Below are 22,149 nucleotides of genomic sequence, written 5' to 3'. Positions count from 1 at the left end.
CCAGGTCCTCAGGCCATGAGGCCGGTCTCGTAGGCGACGACGACGGCCTGGACCCGGTCTCGCACGTCGAGCTTGGCGAGCACGTTGCCCACGTGGGTCTTGACGGTGGTGGCCGAGACGACCAGGTGCGCGGCGATCTCCGCGTTCGACATGCCCTGACTCATGAGCACGAGGATCTCCTTCTCGCGCGGGGTCAGTGAGTCGATCCGCGGATCCGAGGAGGACTGGGCCGGCGCCTCCGAGCTCGGCAGCGAGCCGGCGAACATCTCCAGCATCCGCTGGGTGATGCGCGGCGAGACGACCGCCTCCCCGGAGGCCACGGTGCGGATCGCCTCGGCGAGCTCGGTGGGCCGGGTGTCCTTGAGCAGGAAGCCGGAGGCCCCGGCGCGCAGCCCGGCGAAGGCGTACTCATCCAGGTCGAAGGTGGTCAGGATGAGCACGCGCGTGCTCGGGCACTCCTGGGCGATGCGCTCGGTGGCCTCGATGCCGTTCATCCCCGGCATGCGCACGTCCATGAGGATGACGTCGGGGTGCAGGGCTTTGGCCTGGGCCAGGGCGGAGGTGCCGTCGGAGGCCTCGCCGACGACGGTGATGTCCTCCTCGGCCTCCAGCACCATGCGGAAGCCCATGCGCATGAGCGCCTGGTCGTCGGCGAGCACGACGCTGACCGGGCCGCGGACCTCGCCGGGGCGCTCAGGCTCGTCGGGCTGGAGAGGATCACCGCTGCTCACAGGGGCGTCTGCCATGAGAAAGTCCCTTCGTCATGCTCGTCCCAGCGCAGGACCGCGCGGACTCGCCAACCCGTGGGTGTCGGGCCGGCCTGTACGGTCCCACCATAGACCGAAGCGCGTTCGCGCATGCCGATCAGCCCCTTTCCGGATCCGTGCATCGGGCGCGTGCCGGGGGCGGCCTCGTTGTCCACGGTGAGGACCACGGTGCCATTGTGCCGCTCGACGTCGACGCTGACGGCCGGTGTCGTCGGGGCGTAGCGCAGCACGTTGGTCAGGGCCTCCTGGGCGATGCGGAACACGGTGAGCTGGAGGGCCTTGTCCGCTGGGAGCGCCGCACCCACCCACCGGTAGGTGACCGGCACCCCCGCCGCCACGAAGCGTTTGACGAGCTCGGTGATATCGGCCTGCTCGGGGGAGGGGGCCAGGGGCAGGTCTCCGCGGGAGCGGTCGCCCGCGCCGTCGGTGGCCTGCTGGCGCAGGTTGGCGATGGGGACGCTGGGCTCGACCGGCGTCACCGTCCCCAGGGGGGCGAACTCGGGCACCGGCAGGTCGCGGACCTCGTGCTGGCGGGCCGACGACGGCGATTCTCCCGAGGGTGCGGGCGGCTCCGGGGACTGCGGGGCCTGTTCTGCTGCCACCGAGGGGTCCTCCCGCAGGACCCCCACCAGGCGGCGAGTGTCGGCCAGGGCGCTGCGTCCGGCCTCGGCCAGGGTCTCGATGGCCTGCTTGGCCGTGGCTGGATCGCGCTCCACGATGGCGGCGGCGCCGTCGGCCATCGTAATCATGACGGCCAGGGAGTGGGCGACGACGTCGTGCATCTCCCGGGCGATGCGACTGCGCTCCTCAGCAGCCGCCAGCAGCACCGCCTGCTCGCTGGCCAGGGCCATCCGGGCCGAGCGGAGCTCTATGGCCTTGAGCCGCAGGCGGGCGGAGCGGGTATTGAAGCCGACCAGGATGCCGACCAGGATGAGGAGAATGAGGATGGCGGCGTTGCGCAGGATCTCCCCAACCGTCAGGCCAGGATTCGTCAGAACGACGTCCATGACGAGAACCACCAGGGAGATGCCCCCCGCGGTCCATGCGGCGGACGGCTTGCGGTGCGAGGCGACGGCGCCCAAGGCGATGGGGATTGATATCAGTCCCATGCCGCTGATGCCGATGGCCGCGTACATCAGCTGCTCCGTAGTGAGGTGGAAGGCTTGCAGCACCGCGAACTGATACGTCTCCGGGATCAGGAGGATGGCGGCCCAGCACCACAGGGGGAAGCGCCGGCGAAGCGACAGCGCGACCCCCATCAGTGCGATCGCGATCAACGCCAGAGGCAGGATGGGATAGGTTCTCGCCGGGCTGCTTGGGCGCAGGAGAAGCGGGATAGCCACGATGAGGCTGTAGGCGACGACGCCGGCAGCGATGGAGATGTCGATGATCGTCGGATGGCGGTGGTACCACCGGCTGAGTGTGCGCAGCAGGCCCCGCGGCTCGGGCGGGAGCTCGACGTCGTCCTCGGTGGGTGCGTTGGTGGCTGGACGGCCGGGCTGAGGGGCTGGCAGCTGGCTGGACATAGGGCTCAGTGTGTCATTCCAGGGGGTCGTGATCGACGTCGACTTGTGCGGCTGAGGCGCCCGCCTTCGAGGACGGGGACGGTGACGGTTCCCGTCGCTGCCGGAGGCGGGGAGCGTCGGATCGGGTAAGGACGACGCCGGCAGGGAGCGGATGAGGCGGTGCAGGAGCGCGGGGTCGGTCAGGGCCGCGGGTAGCCCGGCGCCCGCCCGGCTCTTCATGACCGACGCGGCTGTGCCGCCGGGGACGTCGGCTGCTGAAGAGGCAGGAGGGGCGCCGGGACCCTCGTGGGGCGAGGCGGGGCCGGAGGCCTGCTGAGAGGACGCGGGGGCTGACATGGGCTCGCCTCCGGCTGACGGTGGGGGAGTTGCCCGCTCAGGCGTCACGCCGGGAGAAGACGAACCAGGCGGTGATGAGCGGGATGAGCGCCCAGGCGGCGAAGACCGCGATGGCCTGGCCGTGGGTGAGGAACTGGGCTCCCTGCCCGCCCCACTCGGTGGTGCGCTGGAACGGGTCGGAGACGGCCTCGGCGACGGTGCTGGGCAGGCAGCCGATGATCTTGAAGATCCATGGCCACTTGCTGGCCGCGAGCTGGAGGGGGCCGCTGATGATGAACAGGAGAGAGACGATGACGGTGATGGTGCCGGCGGTGGAGCGCAGCAGGAAGCCGAGTCCCAGAGCCAGGAGGGCGATGGTGGCGAAGACCAGGCCCGAGCCCCAGATGTAGCCGATGTAGTGCGAGTCGGTGAGGGAGCCGGCGTGCTCACCGATGAAGGGCTTGGAGATCGCCCAGGACAGGAACACGGACACCGACCCCAGGAGGAAGGAGACGATGGCCAGGACCACTGCCTTGGACACCAAGAGCTGCCCGCGCTTGGGGACGGCGGCCAGGGAGGAGCGGATCTGTCCGGAGGAGTACTCCCCGGTGATGATGAGGGCTCCTAGGACCGCGACCACGACCTGCCCGAATGTCAGGCCTTGAGTGATGAGGTTCTTCGCCGTGTCCTGGTACTCCTCGGTTCGTCCGAGGACGGAGGTGAGGCCGGCGCCGAACAGAACGGTCAGGGCGACGGTGATGAAGGAGGTGATCCAGGTCGAGCGCAGGGACCAGAACTTGATCCACTCGGCGCGCACGGAGCGCAGGAGGGTCTGGCGGCCCTGGATGCGGGAGCGCGCTGGGTGCGGTGCGGGGCCTGCGGGGGCGGTCCCGACGGCGGTGCGCACCGGGGCGGGGCTGGCTGGGGCGGCGGAGGCGTGTGCGGGGCTGTGAGTACTCATGGCTGGCCTTCTGGAGTGAGACGGATGGAGCTTCTGATGGCGGGCGTGGCGCGCTGGCGTGCGGGCCTCAGCCCCGGGCGGAGCCCTGCGGCACGGCCTGGCGCACCCGGGTCTGCTGCATCTGGGCCTGGGAGGCGGGGTCGGTGCGGTACTCCACGGAGTCGCTGGTCAGAGTCATGTAGGCCTCTTCGAGGCTGGCGCGGATGGTGGTGAGCTCGTGCAGAACGATGCCGCCCTGGGCGGCCAGCTCGCCGATGGTGGCGGCGGTGGTCGCGGTGGTCTCCAGGACGTTGGGGGCCACGGGCTGGGCAGCCAGGTTGCGGGAGGCCAGGAGCTCGGCGAGCTGGGTGGCCTGAGGGGAGGCCACGCGCACCCGGTCGGTGGTGGCCGAGGCGATGACGTCGTTGACTGGGCCGGCCGTCAGGATCCGGCCGCGGCCGATGACCAGGAGGTGGTCGGCGGTCTGGGCCATCTCGCTCATGAGGTGGGAGGAGATGAACACGGTGCGGCCCTCGCCGGCCAGACGGCGGCAGGTCTCACGCACCCACTTGACGCCCTCGGGGTCCAGGCCGTTGACGGGCTCGTCGAACAGGAGCACACCGGGGTCGCCCAGCAGGGCCGCCGCGATGCCCAGGCGCTGGCCCATGCCCAGGGAGAAGCCCTTGACGCGCTTCTTGGCCACCGAGGTCAGGCCGGTGATGTCCAGGACCTCGTCGACCCGCTTGGCGGGGATGCCGTTGGAGGCGGCCAGCTGGCGCAGGTGGCTGCGGGCGCTGCGCGAGCCGTGCAGGCCCTTGGCGTCCAGCAGGGCACCGACCTCGCACAAGGGGGCCGACAGCTGCCGGTAGGGGCGCCCGTTGATCGTGACCTTGCCGCTGGTGGGCTTGTCCAGGCCCATAATCATGCGCATCGTGGTGGACTTGCCCGCCCCGTTGGGGCCCAGGAAGCCGGTGACGGTGCCGGGCTCGACGGTGAAGGAGATGTTGTCCACCGCCGTCTTCTTGCCATAACGCTTGGTGAGATTGACTGCCTCGATCATGATGTTCTCTCTTCGACGTGGGCCTCTGGCCAGGGGTGGGTGGGCGGTTCGCCGTGGTTCTTCCAAGGGGCTGCTCCCACGGAGCAACCGGATGGCTCCAGCCTAGGAGTGCGCCGTCGTCGGTGAATCGGCCGAGGTGAGGAACCCGGGGCCGGCCGGGGCGGGTCCGTCAGGGGGAGGGGGTCCTCCTGGAGGATGAGAACCAATCGGTCGATGCGAGCCGTCGGAGGCCACCGAGGAGTCGACGGCGTCCGACGCGCAGTGGGGATCTCTCCCCAGATGGCTACGTTGTGAGGGAAAAGGGTTCCCCTGACCGTGCGGGGGCTGCGCATAATATGCGCAGTTTCGGGTGCCGGTCCTCGACGGCCGGACCGGACTGCGAGCGGCGGCCTCCCCGGGCCGACGGTCCCAGCCCCCTCAGAGAGGATGAGAGGAACATGTCCAACCCCTTCTTCAGCCGAAGCACCGCCTTCCAGGAAGGCGGCCATGCGCCCGGGGCCGCCCCGGCCCAGACGCCCAACGGCTACCCCACGATGCCCGGCTACCAGGCCGGCCAGTACGGCCAGCAGGCCGTCGGCTACGGCCAGCAGTACGGCCAGTACGGTCAGACCGCCAACCAGTACGGTCAGCAGGCTGCCGGCTACGGCCAGGTGAGTCCCGAGCAGATGGCCGGCCTGGAGGCCCAGTACCAGGCGCCGTCGGCCACCAACGCGGACATGCGCCGCATGACCTACGACGACGTCATCATCCGCACCGCCGGCATGTTCGCCGTCATCCTGGCCACGGGCGCCCTGTCCTGGAGCCTGGTGACCAGCTCCGATGAGGCGACTTTCAGCCTGGGCGCCATGGCGGTGTTCGCCGGTGCCGTCGGTGCCTTCGTCCTGGGCCTGGTCAACAGCTTCAAGCGGGAGCCCTCCCCGGCCCTCATCCTGGCCTACGCGGCCTTCGAGGGACTGCTGCTGGGTGGCTTCTCCGGCATCATGGAGGCCCGCTACGAGGGGATCGTCGTCCAGGCCGTGCTCGCGACGCTGGCCACCTTCGGTGCCATGCTCGCGGCCTACTCCTTCGGCGGCTTCCGGGTTCAGGGCAGGTTCCGTCGGGTGGTGGTCGTGGCCACCTTCGGCTACATGATCTTCAGCCTCATCAATTTCGCCCTCATGATGACCGGCATGACCACTGGCGCCTGGGGCCTGCGCTCCCTGACCATCATGGGGATCCCGCTGGGAGTCCCGCTGGGAATCCTCGCGGTCATCCTGGCCTCCTTCTTCCTGGCGATCGACTTCGAGTCCATTGAGAACGGGGTCCGCAACGGGCTGCCCCAGCGCTACGCCTGGGCGGGGGCCTTCGGTCTGGTCGTCACCCTCGTGTGGCTCTACGTGGAGTTCCTCCGCCTGCTGAGCTACTTCCGCGACTGAGCGCGGGGCCGGGCCCGGTTCGTCCGGTCCGGCCTGACGCCACCACCTCGGCTGGGGCCGGGACGCAGCTGATGCGTCCCGGCCCCAGTTGCGTGCTCGCCGGCCCGGCGGTGCCGCCCCGCTCGCCGGGTTCGCGCTGGGCCGAGGCTCGCTGCGGCGTCCAACCGGGGGCCTCACGTAGGCTCGCCGCATGATTAACACCAACATGCCCTCCGTCGAGGGCGCCAAGGGCACGAAGCCCACACTCACCTTCCCCGGGACCGAGGCCCCCGAGGGGCTCCAGGTCCAGGTGCTCGACGCCGGCGACGGCCAGGTGATCGAGGCCGGCGACACGATTGTGGCCAACTACCTGGGCCAGATCTGGGGCGGCGACGTCTTCGACAACTCCTACGACCGCGGCCAGCCTCTGAACTTCCAGGTCGGCGTCGGCATGGTCATCCGCGGCTGGGACGACGGCCTCGTGGGCCAGCGCGTCGGCTCGCGCCTGCTGCTGTCCATCCCCTCCGAGCTCGGCTACGGCGACCACGGCGTCCCGCAGGCCGGCATCCGCGGCGGCGACACCCTCGTCTTCGTTACGGAGATCCTCGGCGTCATGTGAGTCAGGCCCACTGAGCCACTGACCGCGCGTTCGCACGGTAGGCGCCCAGGACACTGCACCCTGACAGTGCGTCCTGGAGCCCTACCGTGCGAACGCGCGTCTGCATGCGGTGCCCCGGGGCGGCGTTCACTGCGCTAGCCTGGGGGCGGCGCGCTCGCGCCACACCCGGTAGCACGAACTGCACGGTCCGGAGGAAGTCCGGATGACGCCGTCGGGGCCGCAGACCCCGGACCCGCCCCGATCTTGTCGTGGGCGAGCAACAACCAGGCGTTCGTCACCTCGGGGAGGCCGGTCATCGGCCGTCACGGGGACTCCTGCTGCACCGGGTGCGATCAATCGCACCCGCAGGAGCCTCCATGCCGAACATGCCCGCCTCAGACATCCAGACCGGCGTCCCCGCCAGCATCTCAGCCCAGTTCACCCTCTCCTTCGACGGCCGCTTCTGGGTCGGTGTTCTTGAGCTCCACGAACGTCGTCGTGGGGCCGAGGTGAATGACCAAGGCGGCACGGTGCGGGCGGCGCGGCACGTCTTCGGGGCCGAGCCCAGCGACGTCGAGCTCTACGACTTCCTCCTGATTCACGGCGGGGCCCTCATCGACCGAGCCGCTGCTTGTCCTCCGGTACCGGCCTCCCGGTCGGCGGGCTCATCGTCGGCCCCTCGCCCCAACCCCAAGCGCGCCGCACGGCAGGCCGCCAAGGAGGCTGCCCGGGCGCGTCCGTCCACCGCTGCGCAGGCCGCCCTGGCCGCTGCCCGCGAGGAGACCGCGACCCGTGCCTCCCGTGACCGGAGCCGGCGGCGTCGCCAGAAGGCGGACGAGGACTGGGCGCGCCGTCGTCAGCGGGCCAAGCGCCGTCACCGCGGCCGGTGACGCAAGCCCGGTGTTCCGCAAATCGTGGCGGTGAGCGAGGCCCTCCTCGGGTGCGGGACGCCGGCCCGAGACCGTGCCGGGGGTGGCCTTGCGCGTCTCAGTGCGTCTCAGCGCGTCTCAGGGACAGGAAGCGAAGCGGCGTCCGAAGCCAACGAGGGCTACGCTATGGCAACACGGCGTCGTGAAGCGCTGGCCACCCCCTGAGGCCGGCTCCTTGCGACGCCGTTCCAGTCCGTCTGCCCGAGAAGGAATCGCTCATGCCGCAGTACCGCAGCGCCACCTCCACCCACGGCCGCAACATGGCGGGCGCCCGTGCACTGTGGCGCGCCACCGGTGTCAAGGACTCCGACTTCGGCAAGCCGATCATCGCCATCGCGAACTCCTTCACCCAGTTCGTCCCCGGACACGTGGGCCTGCGCGACGTCGGGCGCCTCGTGGCCACCGAGATCGAGGCGGCCGGGGGCCTGGCCAAGGAGTTCAACACGATCGCCGTCGACGACGGCATCGCCATGGGCCACGACGGCATGCTCTACTCCCTGCCCAGCCGCGACCTCATCGCCGACTCCGTGGAGTACATGGTCAGCGCCCACTGCGCCGACGCCCTCGTGTGCATCTCCAACTGCGACAAGATCACCCCGGGCATGCTCATGGCCGCCCTGCGCCTCAACATCCCGACCATCTTCATCTCCGGCGGCCCCATGGAGTCGGGCAAGATGACCGCCGCCGACGGCACCACCCGCAAGCTCGACCTCATCGACGCCATGATGGACGCCGCCGACCCCACTGTCTCCGACGAGACCATCAGCGCCATCGAGCGCCTGGCCTGCCCCACCTGCGGCTCCTGCTCGGGCATGTTCACCGCCAACTCCATGAACTGCCTCACTGAGGCCCTCGGCCTGGCCCTGCCCATGAACGGCACCCTGCTGGCCACCCACGCCGACCGCGGCGAGCTCTTCAAGCGCGTCGGCCACCAGATCGTCGAGATCACCCGGGCCTACTACGAGCACGACGACGCCTCCGTCCTGCCGCGCTCCATCGCCACCAAGGCCGCCTTCGAGAACGCCATGAGCCTGGACATCGCCATGGGCGGCTCCACCAATACCGTCCTGCACCTGCTGGCCGCCGCCCAGGAGGCCGAGGTCGACTTCGCCATGGCCGACATCGACCGCCTCTCGCGCAAGGTCCCCCACCTGGCCAAGGTCGCGCCCTCGACGAACCTCTACCACATCGAGGACGTGCACCGCGCCGGCGGCATCATCGGCATCCTCGGCGAGCTCGACCGCGGCGGACTGCTGGAGACCACCACCTCCAACGTCCTGGGCACCACCCTGGGCGAGGAGCTCGCCGCCTACGACATCGCCCGCCCCGGCCCCGACGGCGTCCCCGGCTCCCAGGTCAGCGAGGAGATCCGCACCGGCTACCTCGCCGCCCCCGCCGGCGTGCGCACCACCGAGATGTTCTCCCAGGCCTCCCGCTGGGAGTCCCTCGACACCGACCGCGCCGCCGGCTGCATCCGCGACATCGAGCACGCCTACTCCGCCGACGGCGGCCTGGCCGTCCTCTTCGGCAACATCGCCGAGAAGGGCTGCATCGTCAAGACCGCCGGCGTGGACGAGTCGATCCTGACCTTCTCCGGGCCCGCCGTCGTCTTCGAGTCCCAGGAGGACGCCGTCGCCGGGATCCTCGGCAAGCAGGTGAAGTCCGGCGACGTTGTCATCATCAGCCACGAGGGACCGCGCGGCGGCCCCGGCATGCAGGAGATGCTCTACCCGACGACCTACATCAAGTCCATGCACCTGGGCAAGGAGTGCGCCCTGCTCACCGACGGGCGCTTCTCCGGGGGCACCTCTGGGCTGAGCATCGGCCACGTCTCCCCGGAGGCGGCGGCCGGCGGGCTCATCGGCCTGGTGCGCAGCGGCGACATCATCGACATCGACATCCCGCGCCGCGCCATCTCCGTGCGCCTGAGCGAGGAGGAGATCGAGCGCCGCCGCGCCGAGGAGGAGGCCCGCGGCGAGGCCGCCTGGACCCCGCACGTGGACCGCCCCCGCAAGGTCTCCGCGGCGCTGCGCGCCTACGCCATGCTCGCCACCAGCGCCGACCTGGGCGCGGTGCGCGACCTCAAGCGCCTCGGGATCAAGTAGCCCGACGAGGGCCGGAGGGGCCGGCCCGGGTTGACCAACTGCATATTTGAAAATCGTTGTCACTCGCACCTAGGGTTTGCGTGTGACAATCGTTCTCAGATCGCTGGTGGTGCGATCCGGCAGCACGACGCTGGTCAACGGCGTCGCCCTCCGCCTCGCGCCCGCCAGCCGGACCGCCCTGGTCGGCGCCTCCGGAGCGGGCAAGTCCCTCACCTGCGCCGCGCTCGCGGGCATCCTCCCGTCCTCCCTGGAGGTGGCCGGCTCCTTGACCGTTGAGCCCGATGACGCTGACGCAGGCAGCGACCCGAGCGTGAGCTCCCCAGCGGGAGGTGAGGACGGCGGCGTCAACCTGCTGGGTCTGCCCGCCGCCCTGCGCCCCCGGGGCAGCCGCATCGCCCTGGTCCCACAGGACCACTCCACAGCCCTGCACCCGCTCATCGCGGTCGGCCGCCAGATCGCGCTGGCCTCCCAGGCCGCCGGACGCAGCCGGGACGAGGCCCGCCAGCGCGCCACCGACTACCTCTACGCCGTCGGGCTCGACGAGTCCTTCGCCGACCGCGTCCCCGGGCGCCTCTCCGGAGGCCAGCGCCAGCGCGTCAGCCTGGCCCTGGCCCTGGCCGCCGAACCCGCCCTCATCATCGCCGACGAGCCCACCACCGCCCTCGACGTCGTCGCCCGCGCCGAGATCCTCGGGCTCCTGAGCTCCCTGACCAGCCTGCCCCAGGCCCCCGCCCTGCTCCTCATCACCCACGACCTGCCCGCCGCCGCCATCTGCGAGAACATCGCCGTCCTCCACGACGGCGCCATCATCGAGTCGGGGGAGACCCTCGCCGTCCTGACCCGCCCCGCACACCCGGTCACGGCCGCCATGTGCGAGGCCGGCGCCGAGGAGACCATCGACGGGGCCCTGGCCGCAGCGGGAGCCGCCGCATGAGCGGGCTTGAGACCCGTGGACTGAGGCGCTCCCACCCGGGGGCGGGCGGCGAGCGGCGAGAGGTGCTGCGCGGCGTGGATCTGCGCCTGGAGCCGGGGGAGAACGTGGCCCTCATCGGACGCTCAGGATGCGGCAAGACGACGCTGCTGCGTGCCCTGCTGCTGCTCGACTCCCCGGGCCCGGAGGACGCCGGCGAGATCCTGCTCGACGGCCGCCCCGTGCGCCGAGGCGGAGTCCGAGTGCTGCGGGCCTTCCGGCGGGCGGTGCAGTACGTGCCCCAGGACGCCGCCGCCACCCTCCACCCGCGCCGCTCAGTGCTGGCGCAGGTGAGCACTCCGCTGCGCACCCTGGGCGTGGTGCGCGACCGCGAGGAGGCCGTCAGCCGAGCCCGGAAGATCCTGGAGGGCCTCGAGATTCACCGCGAGATCTGGGAGAACCGGCCCCACGAGATCTCCGGCGGCCAGGCGCAGCGGGTCTCCATCGCTCGGGCCCTGGCCCTGTCCCCGCGCTACCTCCTGCTCGACGAGCCGGTCTCCGGGCTCGACCCCGCCCTGCGCCGCCAGACCCTCGACCTGCTCGCCGCCATCGAGGCCGGCCCCGAGACTGGCCCCGACGCCGACACGAGCGGTGAGGGAACGCCCCCCGCCAAGTCCGGCGCGAGTGGTGAGCCTGAGCCCGCCCCGGCTGGTTCCGGCGCTGTGCCCGCCCCAGCTGCTTCCGGCGCCGTGCCCGCCCCAGCTGGCTACTGCGCCGTGCCCGCCCCAGCCCTGCTAGTGGTGTCGCACGACCTGGCCGCCGTCGCCCGCGTCTGCCAGCGGGCCCTGGTCATGGACGGCGGCGCCATCGTCGAGGACGCCCCCATGCGCCGCCTCCTGACCGAACCCGCCCACCCGGCCACCCGCGCCCTGCGCGACGCCGTCCCCACCCTGCCGACCGCCACCGACTGACGACCTCCCCGACCGATGACACCCCGACAGCTGACACTCCGACACAGGCCCGAAGGAGCATCCATGTCCATGCCCACCCCCGCCGTCACCCGCCGCCAGGTCCTCGCCGCCCTCGGCGTCGGAGCCGGCGCCGCCGCCATCGCCTCCTGCTCGCGCAGCTCCTCGGGCGACGGCCGCATCCGCCTGGCCATGTTCCACGCCCCCGAGAGCAAGCTCAACCCGCTCACCAACGACGGCCTCAAGCTCACTCGGTGGTCCTGCGCTGAGGGCCTCACGACGCTCAACGCCGACGGCGACGCCCAGGAGCTGCTCGCCACCTCCTGGAAGCGCGAGGGCGAGACCACCTGGCGCCTCACCCTGCGCGAGGGCGTCACCTTCCACGACGGCACCGCCCTGAGCGCCGAGAACGCGGCCGCCGCCCTCACCTTCGCCGCCACCGCCGCCAAGCCGCCACGCGTCCTGGACGGAATCCAACTCACCGCGAAGGCCGACGGCAAGGACCTCCTCCTGACCACCGCGGCCCCCGACCCCCTCATGCCGCAGCGCCTGTCCAGTCCCCAGCTCGTCATCCTGTCCCCGGCCGCCTACCCCGGCTCCGCCGACGGCGCCATCGACCCCGTCGGCCACGGCACCGGCGCCTTCATCCTCAAGCAGGCCAACGGCTCCTCCGGCGCCACCCTGGAACGCAACGACACGTACTGGGGCACGAAGGCCACCGCCCCCGGCATCGACGTCACCTACGTTCCCGACGGCGCCGCCCGCGCCAACGCCCTGCGCACCGACACCGCCGACATCGTCGAGGCCGTCCCCGTCGCCCAGGTCGGCAACATCGACAAGAACCTTCTCCACGAGGTAGCCACCCCGCGCACCTCCACCCTCTACCTCAACACCCGCTCCGGCCCCTTCGCCGACCCCGCCCTGCGCGCCGCCGCCCGCAACGCCGTCGATCCCGCCGCCCTCATCAAGACCGTCTTCGAGGGCCACGCCGACTCTCCCGTCGGACTCCTGGGGCCGGCCGTGCCCTGGGCCGCCGAGCTGCGCGCCTGGAAGAAGGAGACCTACCCCGGAGCCACGGGCGCAGCCGCCACCGGCAAGGTCCCCGGCGCCACCGCCGCCGGGACCGTCCCCGCCGGCACCGCCATCACCCTGGCCTCCTACACCGACCGCCCCGAGCTCGGCGAGATGGTCCCCCTCCTGGCCCAGCAGCTCGAGGCCGCCGGCTTCAAGGTCACCCAGGACGTCCGCGAGTACAACCAGATCGAGTCCGAGGCCATGGCCGGCAAGTTCCACGCCGTCCTCGTGTCGCGCTCCACCGTCCAGGACTCCGGCGACGCCGTCGCCTACATGACCGCCGACTTCTCCTCCTCCGGCTCCTTCTCCATGAGCGGCCTGCACGATGAGAAGGTCGACGCCGCCATCTCCAAGGCCGCCGCCGCGCAGCCCGGCGACGAGCGTCGCAAGGCCATCATGGCTGCCGAGCAGGCCATCCTCGCCTCCGGCGCCGCCATCCCGCTCGCCCATGAGCGCGTCATCCAGGGCGAGGCCTCCGGGGTCACCGGCGCCGAGCGAGACCCGGGCGAGCGCGCCCTCATCACCTCGGCCACGACCGTGAAGAAGTGAGCGGCGTGCTCACCCGGCTCGCCGGGCGCCTGCGCACGGGCGACCTTGTCACCGGCATCTCGCGCCTGCTCGCCCTGGCCTGCCTCGTCGGCCTGGTGGGCATGCTGCCCTGGCTCTCGGGCAAGGACCCGGCCCTGACGATCCTGCGCGCCACCTCCTCCGACCGGGAGCCCACACCGGAAATCCTGGACTCCATCCGCACGAGCATCGGGATCGACGGCGGCCCCCTCCACGTCATCGGGCACTGGCTGGCCGGGGTGGCCCGCGGCGACCTGGGCCGCTCCTGGGTCTCCGGAGCCGACGTCGGCCCGGACGCCGTGGACGCCTTCGGAGTCTCCCTGAGCCTCATGGTCGCCGCGCTCGGCGTCGGAGTCATCGTGGCCGCAGCCCTGGTCCTGCCCGCCCTGCGCGACGGGCTGCGAGGGCGACCCCGGCCCCGCGGCGGAGCCGCCTCCGCGATCCTCATCTCCCTGCCCGAGTACCTCCTGGCCCCGATCCTCATGCTCGTCCTGGCCGTCTACCTCAGGATCCTGCCGCCCTTCGGGTGGGGCAGCCCCGAGAAGGTCATCATGCCGGCCCTCAGCCTGGGCCTGCCCACCGGCGGCTACCTCGGCGGACTCGTCTCCGACGCCGTCACCGCCACCTTCTCCGAACGCTGGGTGGCCACCTGGTCCACCGCCGGCATCCGTGGCCGGACCCTGGCCGGAGCCGTCCTGCGGCGGGCCCTGGCACCACTGACCGGGCAGGTGGCGCTCGTCGTCGTCGCCCTGACCGGCGGCGCGGTCGCCGTGGAGAAGATCTTCGCCATCCCCGGGCTGGGGCGCGAGCTCCTGGACGCCGCCTCCGCCCAGGACGTGCCGGCCCTTCAGGCCCAGATCCTGCTGCTGCTCGCCCTGGCGCTGGCCGCCGGCGTCATCGCCGGAGCGGTCCGGCGCCTCCTCATGGGGCGGGCCGCCGGGGCGGGCGGTCTCACGGCGCCGCCCCCGGTGGAGCACCCGGGGCGGGCCGCCCGCGTCATCGCCGTCAGCGGTGCCGCCCTGCTGGCCCTCATGGTGGCCGTCGGGATTCGGCGCGACCCCTACGCCGTCGTCGCGGACAAGCTCGCGCAGCCCAGTGCCGCCCTCCCACTGGGCGCCGACTCGCTCGGGCGCGACGTGCTGGCACGGGTGGCTCACGGGGCCGTGTCCACCGTGAGCGGCGCCGTCATCGTCACGGTGGTCTGCTTCGTCATCGCCATGCTGGTGGGGCTGGCGCCGCGGGCGGCCACAGGATTCATTGAGGTCGCCAACGCCGCCCCGCCGATCCTGGCCGGCCTCATCGTCGCCGGCGTCTCCGGGCCCAGCGCCACGGGCGCCGCCATCGCCGTGGCCGGCGTCGGCTGGGCGCCCCTGGCCTCCCACGCCGCCGGACTCGTCGCCGAGAACCGGCAGCGCCCCGACGTCCTCCTCGCCCCGGTCCTGGGGGAGGGACGCGTGCGGATCACCCTGACCCGGGTCCTGCCCGCCGTCGTCGGCCCCCTGGCGCGCCACGCGGCCCTGAGGCTGCCCGGCAAGGCCCTGGCCTTGGCCGCCCTAGGATTCCTCGGCCTGGGCGCCCAGAGCCCCGCACCGGAGTGGGGACTGGTCCTGTCCGACGCGCTGCCCTACATCGAACGGGCCCCCTGGGCCGTGGCCACGCCCGCCGCCGCCCTCGTGGTCCTGTCGATCACATCGGTCGCCGCCTCCCGCAGCATGCGGCGCTAAGACCGCAGAGACCGCAGGAGCCGTAGAGGCCCGGTGGCAGCGGCCCGGCTCCGGCCCGGCCCAGGCCGGGCGCGAGGGCTGCGCCGTCGGGCACAGACAACGAGGCGGGCGCCAACCGCGCAATGGGTTGGCGCCCGCCTCATCAGCGGACCGGGACCTCAGCCCTCCAGGGCGTGGAGGCGGTCGATCGGGGTGGAGACGGCCTCGCGGGCGCGCACCACGGCCTCCTCATCGGGGGCGTCGTAGAAGCACAGGCACTTGACCGTGTCCTCACGCACGTAGGTGCGCAGGAAGCTCACCTCCGGCACCTGGGCGTACTTGGGGGAGTTGGCCTTCTTGCGCGCCAGGTAGGTCTCCATGGAGATCTCCTCGGGGATGTCCCACTCCACGAGGTAGTCGGCCTTGCGGGCCAGGGCGCGCACGTCCTCCAGCTCGGCGCCCACGAGGCGGACCTCGTCGGGGCCGGTGACCTCGGCGTCGGCCGCAGCGGACCGGACGGCCTCGGTCAGGGCGGCGACGTCGTCGGAGCCGAGCTCGACGATGGTGAAGATGCGCTCGTGACTGGCGGTGACCTGCGACTCCAGGACGGAGGCGCCGGCGGCCTCAACGGCCTGGGAGACCTGCGCGATGAGGGCCTCGGCGGCCTCGCGCGACGGGGTGGTGGGGACGAGCTCGAAGAGCTGGAGCGACATGGCGGCTCCTTTCCGTAGGGTGTGCATACCAACCTTGCGGTCCAGCCGAATTATTCCCGCCGGCTCCGGTGAACTGATGACCTGCTCGCTCTGCGGACACATCGTATGGCGCAGCATCGTGAGACCCGATGAGGAGGTGGGAGCATGACGTATGTATTAGGCGGCGACGTGAATCCCGAGAGTTCCACCGAGGGCGTGAGCGATACGTGCGAGCATGACGCCACCGGGCGCTTGAGCTCCGTTTTCAATCGCAGAGATGACGGACTGACGTGTTCCTGCGCGTCGGGCCAGTTCTGTCTGGGAGATTCCTGCGGCCGCACGTGCGTTGTAAACCAGTTCGGCAAGTTGGAGGCGGGCCTCGGTCTCGATGGCAGCCCGGTTGTACTCGGCTCGCTCGGCCTCGGTCATGGCGGCCAGCGACTCCTGCCTGATCTGCTCCCACGAGGTGGTGACGGTGGAGCTGTTTGTGGCGGTGCTCATGATCTTCTCCCGTTCTTCTCTTCAGCGTGCCGACTGGCCTCGTGAGCGGCTTGCGCTCGTCTGGCGCGCAGGACCTCGGTTCGCTCGTTCTGACGTTGCTTGCGGAACGTCGTGAGAGTGACGACTCGGCGGTCCGGGTCGAACACGTACGTGATGCGGCGGTTGACGTTCTCGCAGGAGAACCGCAGTTCATGTAGCCCGTCACCGAGTGGTCGGGAGTGTGGCATGCGGAGCAGATTGCCCTGCAGGGCAAGCCGTTCGAGGACCCGGTCTGTCGAGGCCTTGCCGGTGGGAGTCAGTCCCGCATACCAGATGCGCACCTCCTCGGAGAACTCAATCGACCACCTCACACTCACGCCATGACTATATCATCAAGATGATATCCTCTCTAGAGGATGTCTGTTCTGGCGGTGCCACCTGCCTCGGAGATGCCAGGGCATCGCGATCAGCGCGCGCCACCACCGGCTTGAGCCGGGCGGCGCCTTGCCCGTTACGCTGTCACTCGTGAATGAGCTCGACAGCGTCAGCAGCAACGGAACCCCTGCCTGGGACAGCGCCCGCTACCTGCGGGAGATCCTCAAGGCCCCCGTCTACGAGGCGGCCGAGCACACGCCCCTGCAGGAGATGCCGGCCCTGTCGGCCCGCCTGGGCAACACCGTTGAGGTCAAGCGCGAGGACCTCCAGACCGTCCACTCCTTCAAGATCCGCGGCGCCTACAACGCCATGCGCTCCCTGAGCCCGGCCGAGCGCGAGCGCGGCGTCGTCACCGCCTCGGCCGGCAACCACGCCCAGGGCGTGGCCCGCTCCGCCGCCCTGCTGGGGATGAGCGCCATCATCGTCATGCCCACCGTCACCCCTCAGATCAAGGTCGACGCCGTTCGCGCCCTGGGCGGCGAGGTCCGCCTCCACGGGGACAACTTCGACGCCGCCAAGGCCGAGGCCACCCGCCTGGCCGAGGCCGAGGGCCTGTCCTACATCGCCCCCTTCGACGACCCCCGAGTCATCGCCGGCCAGGGCACCATCGGCCTGGAGCTCATCCAGCAGGACGCCCACCTCGACCGCGTCTTCGTACCTGTGGGCGGCGGCGGGCTGGCCGCCGGCGTCGCCGTCCTCATCAAGCAGCTCATGCCCGGGATCAAGGTCATCGGCGTCGAGCACGAGGAGTCGGCCTGCCTCAAGGCCGCCCTACTGGGCGGGGAGCCCATCACCCTGCACCACGTGGGCCTGTTCGCCGAAGGGGTGGCCGTGCGCCGCATCGGCGAGGAGACCTTCCGCATGTGCCGGGCCCTGCTCGACGACGTCGTCACCGTCTCCTCCGACGAGACCTCCGCCGCCGTGCGCGACATCTTCGACGACGTGCGCGCCATCTCCGAGCCCTCCGGCGCCCTGGCCCTGGCGGGACTCAAGCGCTACGTCGCCGAGCACCACCTGTCCGGCGAGCGCCTCGCCTTCGTTCTGTCCGGCGCCAACCTCAACTTCCACCAGCTGCGCTACATCTCCGAGCGCAGCGAGATCGGTGAGCAGCGCGAGGCCATCCTCGGGGTCACCATCCCCGAGGAGCAGGGCTCCTTCCTGCGCTTCGCCTCGGTCCTGGGGGCCCGCTCGGTCACCGAGTTCAACTACCGCCTCTCCGCGGCCCGTGCCGAGACCGACCCCGCCCGCATCTTCGTGGGTGTGCGCATCGCCCGGCGCCAGGAGCGCGCCGAGATCGTGGCGGACCTGGAGGAGGCCGGCTACGACGTCATCGACCTCACCGACGACGAGCTCGCCAAGGTCCACGTGCGCTCCATGATTGGTGGGCGCGCCACCCCTGGCGTGCCCGAGCGCCTCTTCTCCTTCCTCTTTCCCGAGTCGCCCGGGGCGCTGGCTCACTTCCTTGAGGTGCTGGGCACCCGCTGGAACATCACCCTGTTCCACTACCGCACCGACGGCGCCGACTACGGCCGTATCCTGTGCGCCTTCGCGGCCGGGCCCGACGACGTCGAGCTGACCGAGCACATGGACCGCCTCGGCTACTCCTACAACGAGGAGACCGCCGACCCCGCCTTCCGCTTCTTCCTGGCCCGATAGTCCGTGACGAGTTCGCGGCTCCATGTGCCCTCACCGGAAGGGCGGAGACGGGGCATTGTGGCCGGTATCATGCAATAAGGGGGAGTTCGTTCTGTCGAAACTCCCATAAGGTTGTTGGTAAATCAATTGTCGCGGCCGGGTGCGCCATCGGAGTCTTCGCCTGACGCTGACCCCGCCCCGGCTCATCTCGACCAGGAGAGAAACATGACCCGTCTTGCCGTCGTCGTCGGTTCCGTCCGCCCCAACCGCGTGGGTGGCACCATCGCCCAGTGGGTGGTCGACCAGGCCAACGAGATCGAGGGCGTTGAGGCCGAGATCGTCGACATCGCCTCCTTCAACCTGCCCCTGTTCGCCGAGGAGATCCCCCCGCGCATGGCCGTCCCCAGCGACCCGGCCGGCGCCGCCTTCGATGAGGCCCTGAAGTCCTTCGACGCACTGATCTTCGTCACCCCCGAGTACAACTTCTCCATCCCCGGCGCCCTGAAGAACGCCATCGACTTCCTCCAGCCCGGCGCCGTGGCCAACAAGGGCGTGGGCGTGGTCGGCTACTCCTACAGCGTCGGCATCCGCGCCGTCAGCCACCTCCAGCAGATCCTTCAGGGCATGGGTGCCACCGTCGTGGCCTCCAACGTGTTCCTTTCGCTCAACACCGACTTCGCCGACGGCGCCTTCTCGCCGGCCGCTTTCCACGACGCCGAGGTCCCGGCCATGGTGCGCGACGTCGTCGCCCACTCCGACGCCCTGGCCTCCCTGCGCTGAGGACGTCGAGCTCGGTCGTTCGGCTGAGCCGGAGGACGCCAGTCCATTATGTCGCCGTCGGCGGCACCTGCGGGTGCTCCGGCGGCGACGTCGTTCGTGCCGGGGTTGGCGGGAGCGGTATGGCGGGTGGGTAGGGTTTCCCCATGACTGAGCGCAGCGAGCGAGGCGGTTCCCGCCGGGACGACAGGGGCGGATACGGCGAGCGCGGGTACCGGGGAGGCTCCGGCGGTGGCGACCGAGGCTACCGCGGCTACCGAGGTAACTCGGGAGGCGGCGGCGGAGGAGACCGAGGCTACCGGGGAGGCTCCGGCAGCGGCCGAGGCTACCGGGATGGCGAGGGCGGCCGCTCGCGCCGTGTCTATGACGATGAGCCCCGCGACGGCCTCCTGGCAGACCTCGTCGGCCACCTCCACGCCCTCGACGGACGCTCCTACGCCGCCTACAAGGCGATCGTCGGACGCTACCGGGCGCCCGCCGGCTGGTTCCTGCACATTGATCGCGTCCAGTCCGACCCCTACGCCCCGCCCACGCGCATCCATGTGGACGTGCCCACTGACCTGCACGGCCTGGAGCTGCTCGACGAGGCCGACCTGCTGGCCGACGCAGACCGCCGCCTGGCCGTGGGTGACTTCCTCACCCGCGAGCTGCACGCGGGCTTCCGCGGCACGGCGCTGTCCATCGCCTCCCCGGGCCAGGAGATCCTGCAGCGCTCCAGCATCATCCTGCGCCCCGAGGAGAAGAAGGAGGGGGCCGGTTGGGTGCTGGAGGTCCGCGCCCGCCTGGCCCTGCCCGCCCAGGGTCGCTCCATCCAGGGCCACGAGGCCTCCCGGATCGTGGGGCGCGACCTCGTGCGCGAGCTGGAGGAGGCCATGGACCTCACCGGCGAGCGGGGCGACCGGCTCGTGCGCCACGTCGCCACTCTTGAGGACCACCGGGCCCTGACCGCGATGGTGGCCCGCAACGGCTGGGTGGCCTTCCTCGCCGACGGCTCCGTGCTGCCGCGCCGCTCCGGGGTGAGCGACGATCCCCTGGACGGCGGCGTTCCCCTCCAGGCCCCCGAGTCCATGGCCGCCACGGTGGAGCTCCCGCACGCCGGGACGGTGCGCGGCACCGTCGTCGAGGCGGGCGTCAACGTCATCGTCGGAGGCGGCTACCACGGCAAGTCCACGCTGCTGAGCGCCATTGAGCGCGGCGTCTACCCGCACGTGCCCGGGGACGGGCGCGAGCTCGTCGCCACGGTCCCCGACGCCGTCAAGGTGCGGGCCGCCGACGGGCGCGCCGTGACCGGCGTCGACCTGACCCCCTTCATCTCCCACCTGCCGGCCGGGCGCGACACCGCCTCCTTCACCACCCGCAACGCCTCGGGATCCACCTCCCAGGCCGCCTCCATCATCGAGGCCGTCGAGGCCGGCGCCACGACGCTGCTGCTGGACGAGGACACCTCCGCCACGAACCTGCTCATCCGCGACTCGCGCATGCGCGAGCTCGTGGCCGCCGAGCGCGAGCCCATCACGCCCCTGGTGGACCGCATCACCGCGCTGTTCCGCAGGAGGGGCGTCTCCACGGTCATGGTCATGGGCGGCTCCGGGGACTACCTGGACGTGGCCGACCGGGTCCTGCTCATGGACGCCTACCACCTGCGCGACGTCACCGAGCAGGCCCGCCGGGTCGTCGCCGGCCAGCCCCGGCCCCTGACCGGCCTGGAGGACTTCGCCGAGCCGCGCCAGCGCGTCCCCGAGCCCGCCCCGCCGCGCACCCGCCGGGGGCCGGTGCGCACCCGCGCCCACGGCACCTCCACCCTGGTCCTTGACCGGGAGGACATCGACATCTCCGACGTCGGCGGCGTCACCGATCCGGGGCAGGCCGAGGCCATCGCCTACGCCCTGCGCGCCCTGCTGGAGCAACGCTTCGACGGGGTATCCCCGCTGCGCGAGTGCCTGGACGACCTCGAAGCCCTGCTCGACGACGAGGGCCTGGACGCCCTGACCGACGAGCGCGAGCGGCCCGCCTTCCTCGTGCGCCCCCGCATGGTCGACGTCGCCGCGGCCGTCAGCCGCTACCGCAAGCTCGAGCTGGCCTCCCTCCACACACACTTCGACCAAAACTTCAAAATCGACCCGGAGCCGCGTCGATTCTGAAGATTCGGTCGAAGTGATCGGCGATCTCGGTGTCCACAACTGCGTCGTCGGCGCCCTGTTTCCACAGGACGGCAAGCGGACTGAGTGAGGGCTGGGGCGTTGCGGGCAGCATGGGGGCATGACCACCACGATCTCCTCCCCGCCCCTGTCCGACGGCGGGGCCCTGCACCCGCTGATGTGGAACGAGACCGGTCTCGACGGCGCCGCGTGCGCGCGCCCGGACCTCAGCCACGACTGGCTGCGCGTCGCCGCCGGCGTCTACGCGCCTCGTGCGGCCTGGCAGGAGGCTGCGTGGATGGAGCGCTACGAGCTGCTGCTCGAGGCGGCGCACCGGAAGTACGGCGAGGACCTGATGCTGGCGGGCGCCTCCGCCGTCGCCGCCTACGGGCTGCCACTGGTGGGGACGGTCCTGCGCCGGGTGGAGGTCGTGGACGGGCACCCTGGCCGGGTACGGACCTCCTTGCTGAGGCGCCACGTGCGTCGCCCCGGCACTGAGGTCGTCAGAGTGGGCGGGCATCTCGCCGTCGCACTGCCGGACGCGCTCATTGACCTGGCTCGGTGGAACGGCCTCATGGCGGGAGTCGCCGCCATGGATGCGGCCCTGAACAACGGGTTGTGCTCCGCGGAGGGACTGCAAGAGGCGCTGGAGCGTCTGCCCGAGACGGCAGGTGGCGGTCCTCGTGCTCGGCAGGCTGTGCGTCTGGCCGACGGCCGCTCCGAGTCGCCGGGCGAGTCGATGTCCCGCGTGCGCATGTGGGAGCACCGGCTTCCCAGGCCGGAGCTGCAGGTCAGTGTGCGGGTCGGGTCGGAGCTCTACATCCTGGACTTCTACTGGCCGGATCATGGGGTGGTCGGGGAGTTCGACGGTCGGGTCAAGTACCGGTCGGCCTCTTTCGGGAAGGACCCGGAGGATGTTGTGTGGCGTGAGAAGCTCCGGGAGGACGCGCTGCGGGCCTCGGGCTTGGCGGTGGCCCGCTGGACGTGGGCGCAGGCCTGGGGTGACGCCGGGGCGCAGATGCTGCGACGACTGGCCGCTGCCGGGGTCAGGCCTACTGGCCGACGCTGGTGAGCCCCTCCTCCCTCCTACTCCCTCACACACTTCGACCAAAACTTCAGAAACGACCCGGAGCCGC

General features: G+C 71.3%; 19 protein-coding genes. 12 read left to right on the top strand and 7 right to left on the bottom strand.

All coding sequences use genetic code 11. The features are described from left to right. Window positions 1-8 precede the first annotated feature (8 nt). The 4 genes from HMPREF3165_RS12450 to HMPREF3165_RS12435 form a co-directional block, all read right to left on the bottom strand. Window positions 9-746, bottom strand: coding sequence for a response regulator (locus tag HMPREF3165_RS12450; protein WP_020991814.1), 738 nt, complete (start codon window positions 744-746; stop codon window positions 9-11). Beyond that, window positions 728-2,629, bottom strand: coding sequence for a sensor histidine kinase (locus HMPREF3165_RS12445; protein ID WP_256275311.1), 1,902 nt, complete (start codon window positions 2,627-2,629; stop codon window positions 728-730). The genes HMPREF3165_RS12450 and HMPREF3165_RS12445 overlap by 19 nt, the downstream gene beginning before the upstream one ends. Window positions 2,630-2,666: 37 nt before the next feature. Further along, window positions 2,667-3,569, bottom strand: coding sequence for an ABC transporter permease (locus HMPREF3165_RS12440; RefSeq protein ID WP_070513969.1), 903 nt, complete (start codon window positions 3,567-3,569; stop codon window positions 2,667-2,669). Window positions 3,570-3,636: 67 nt separating this feature from the next. After that, window positions 3,637-4,608 (bottom strand): ABC transporter ATP-binding protein, encoded by a 972-nt coding sequence (locus tag HMPREF3165_RS12435; RefSeq protein WP_070513966.1) that lies wholly within the window; start codon window positions 4,606-4,608, stop codon window positions 3,637-3,639. Between the two features lie 437 nt (window positions 4,609-5,045). On the opposite strand from HMPREF3165_RS12435, the gene HMPREF3165_RS12430 reads away from it, so the two are divergent. From HMPREF3165_RS12430 to HMPREF3165_RS12395, 8 genes are all read left to right on the top strand, one after another. Then, on the top strand, window positions 5,046-6,023 hold the full coding sequence (locus tag HMPREF3165_RS12430) for a Bax inhibitor-1/YccA family protein (RefSeq protein WP_070513964.1): 978 nt from the start codon (window positions 5,046-5,048) through the stop codon (window positions 6,021-6,023). A 190-nt stretch (window positions 6,024-6,213) separates the two neighbouring features. Further along, the gene (locus tag HMPREF3165_RS12425) at window positions 6,214-6,621 is read left to right on the top strand and encodes an FKBP-type peptidyl-prolyl cis-trans isomerase (RefSeq protein ID WP_070513962.1); all 408 of its coding nucleotides are present in this window, start codon (window positions 6,214-6,216) and stop codon (window positions 6,619-6,621) included. Window positions 6,622-6,986: 365 nt separating this feature from the next. Next, entirely contained in the window at window positions 6,987-7,490 is a 504-nt protein-coding gene (locus HMPREF3165_RS12420; RefSeq protein WP_070514005.1) for a DUF2992 family protein, read from the top strand. Window positions 7,491-7,747: 257 nt separating this feature from the next. Then, window positions 7,748-9,634, top strand: coding sequence for a dihydroxy-acid dehydratase (gene ilvD, locus HMPREF3165_RS12415; RefSeq protein ID WP_070513960.1), 1,887 nt, complete (start codon window positions 7,748-7,750; stop codon window positions 9,632-9,634). Between the two features lie 82 nt (window positions 9,635-9,716). Continuing rightward, on the top strand, window positions 9,717-10,568 hold the full coding sequence (locus tag HMPREF3165_RS12410; RefSeq protein ID WP_070513959.1) for an ATP-binding cassette domain-containing protein: 852 nt from the start codon (window positions 9,717-9,719) through the stop codon (window positions 10,566-10,568). Next, the gene (locus HMPREF3165_RS12405; protein WP_070513956.1) at window positions 10,565-11,515 is read left to right on the top strand and encodes an ABC transporter ATP-binding protein; all 951 of its coding nucleotides are present in this window, start codon (window positions 10,565-10,567) and stop codon (window positions 11,513-11,515) included. Before HMPREF3165_RS12410 ends, HMPREF3165_RS12405 begins: the two co-directional genes overlap by 4 nt. Window positions 11,516-11,578: 63 nt before the next feature. Continuing rightward, window positions 11,579-13,135 (top strand): ABC transporter substrate-binding protein, encoded by a 1,557-nt coding sequence (locus HMPREF3165_RS12400; protein WP_070513954.1) that lies wholly within the window; start codon window positions 11,579-11,581, stop codon window positions 13,133-13,135. Next, window positions 13,132-14,877, top strand: coding sequence for an ABC transporter permease subunit (locus HMPREF3165_RS12395; RefSeq protein ID WP_256275310.1), 1,746 nt, complete (start codon window positions 13,132-13,134; stop codon window positions 14,875-14,877). Before HMPREF3165_RS12400 ends, HMPREF3165_RS12395 begins: the two co-directional genes overlap by 4 nt. Before the next feature lie 158 nt (window positions 14,878-15,035). Here the strand turns inward: HMPREF3165_RS12395 and HMPREF3165_RS12390 are convergent, their stop codons facing one another. From HMPREF3165_RS12390 to HMPREF3165_RS12380, 3 genes are all read right to left on the bottom strand, one after another. Continuing rightward, window positions 15,036-15,569, bottom strand: a complete 534-nt coding sequence (locus tag HMPREF3165_RS12390) for a DUF4242 domain-containing protein (RefSeq protein ID WP_009407354.1) — start codon at window positions 15,567-15,569, stop codon at window positions 15,036-15,038. 156 nt (window positions 15,570-15,725) lie between these two features. Next, on the bottom strand, window positions 15,726-16,049 hold the full coding sequence (locus HMPREF3165_RS12385) for a helix-turn-helix domain-containing protein (RefSeq protein WP_003787474.1): 324 nt from the start codon (window positions 16,047-16,049) through the stop codon (window positions 15,726-15,728). After that, window positions 16,046-16,405, bottom strand: coding sequence for a type II toxin-antitoxin system RelE/ParE family toxin (locus tag HMPREF3165_RS12380; protein ID WP_370991914.1), 360 nt, complete (start codon window positions 16,403-16,405; stop codon window positions 16,046-16,048). The genes HMPREF3165_RS12385 and HMPREF3165_RS12380 overlap by 4 nt, the downstream gene beginning before the upstream one ends. 148 nt (window positions 16,406-16,553) lie before the next feature. Here HMPREF3165_RS12380 and ilvA point away from each other — a divergent pair, with 148 nt between their 5' ends. The 4 genes from ilvA (at window position 16,554) to HMPREF3165_RS12360 (ending at window position 22,085) form a co-directional block, all read left to right on the top strand. After that, window positions 16,554-18,119, top strand: a complete 1,566-nt coding sequence (gene ilvA / locus HMPREF3165_RS12375) for a threonine ammonia-lyase, biosynthetic (RefSeq protein ID WP_070513951.1) — start codon at window positions 16,554-16,556, stop codon at window positions 18,117-18,119. A 204-nt stretch (window positions 18,120-18,323) separates the two neighbouring features. Then, window positions 18,324-18,878, top strand: a complete 555-nt coding sequence (locus tag HMPREF3165_RS12370) for an NADPH-dependent FMN reductase (protein ID WP_003787469.1) — start codon at window positions 18,324-18,326, stop codon at window positions 18,876-18,878. Between the two features lie 143 nt (window positions 18,879-19,021). Continuing rightward, complete coding sequence (locus HMPREF3165_RS12365; protein WP_070513949.1) at window positions 19,022-21,016, top strand: ABC-ATPase domain-containing protein; 1,995 nt, start codon at window positions 19,022-19,024, stop codon at window positions 21,014-21,016. Between the two features lie 118 nt (window positions 21,017-21,134). Next, on the top strand, window positions 21,135-22,085 hold the full coding sequence (locus tag HMPREF3165_RS12360) for a PDDEXK family nuclease (protein WP_070513948.1): 951 nt from the start codon (window positions 21,135-21,137) through the stop codon (window positions 22,083-22,085). The last annotated feature ends 64 nt before the right edge of the window (window positions 22,086-22,149 follow it).

It is taken from the genome of Actinomyces sp. HMSC08A09, assembly GCF_001807465.1.
In the GTDB taxonomy this organism is placed as follows: domain Bacteria; phylum Actinomycetota; class Actinomycetes; order Actinomycetales; family Actinomycetaceae; genus Actinomyces; species Actinomyces oris.
The sequence above is the reverse complement of the archived record's forward strand: the minus strand, read 5'-3'. Positions and strand labels throughout refer to the sequence as shown.

What these genes read in the sequence shown, in the direction of transcription:
- HMPREF3165_RS12450 (WP_020991814.1), bottom strand. Translation starts at nt 746, where the DNA reads ATGGCAGACGCCCCTGTGAGCAGCGGTGATCCTCTCCAGCCCGACGAG.
- HMPREF3165_RS12445 (WP_256275311.1), bottom strand. Translation starts at nt 2,629, where the DNA reads ATGTCAGCCCCCGCGTCCTCTCAGCAGGCCTCCGGCCCCGCCTCGCCC.
- HMPREF3165_RS12440 (WP_070513969.1), bottom strand. Translation starts at nt 3,569, where the DNA reads ATGAGTACTCACAGCCCCGCACACGCCTCCGCCGCCCCAGCCAGCCCC.
- HMPREF3165_RS12435 (WP_070513966.1), bottom strand. Translation starts at nt 4,608, where the DNA reads ATGATCGAGGCAGTCAATCTCACCAAGCGTTATGGCAAGAAGACGGCG.
- HMPREF3165_RS12430 (WP_070513964.1), top strand. Translation starts at nt 5,046, where the DNA reads ATGTCCAACCCCTTCTTCAGCCGAAGCACCGCCTTCCAGGAAGGCGGC.
- HMPREF3165_RS12425 (WP_070513962.1), top strand. Translation starts at nt 6,214, where the DNA reads ATGATTAACACCAACATGCCCTCCGTCGAGGGCGCCAAGGGCACGAAG.
- HMPREF3165_RS12420 (WP_070514005.1), top strand. Translation starts at nt 6,987, where the DNA reads ATGCCCGCCTCAGACATCCAGACCGGCGTCCCCGCCAGCATCTCAGCC.
- ilvD (WP_070513960.1), top strand. Translation starts at nt 7,748, where the DNA reads ATGCCGCAGTACCGCAGCGCCACCTCCACCCACGGCCGCAACATGGCG.
- HMPREF3165_RS12405 (WP_070513956.1), top strand. Translation starts at nt 10,565, where the DNA reads ATGAGCGGGCTTGAGACCCGTGGACTGAGGCGCTCCCACCCGGGGGCG.
- HMPREF3165_RS12400 (WP_070513954.1), top strand. Translation starts at nt 11,579, where the DNA reads ATGTCCATGCCCACCCCCGCCGTCACCCGCCGCCAGGTCCTCGCCGCC.
- HMPREF3165_RS12390 (WP_009407354.1), bottom strand. Translation starts at nt 15,569, where the DNA reads ATGTCGCTCCAGCTCTTCGAGCTCGTCCCCACCACCCCGTCGCGCGAG.
- HMPREF3165_RS12385 (WP_003787474.1), bottom strand. Translation starts at nt 16,049, where the DNA reads ATGAGCACCGCCACAAACAGCTCCACCGTCACCACCTCGTGGGAGCAG.
- HMPREF3165_RS12370 (WP_003787469.1), top strand. Translation starts at nt 18,324, where the DNA reads ATGACCCGTCTTGCCGTCGTCGTCGGTTCCGTCCGCCCCAACCGCGTG.
- HMPREF3165_RS12365 (WP_070513949.1), top strand. Translation starts at nt 19,022, where the DNA reads ATGACTGAGCGCAGCGAGCGAGGCGGTTCCCGCCGGGACGACAGGGGC.
- HMPREF3165_RS12360 (WP_070513948.1), top strand. Translation starts at nt 21,135, where the DNA reads ATGACCACCACGATCTCCTCCCCGCCCCTGTCCGACGGCGGGGCCCTG.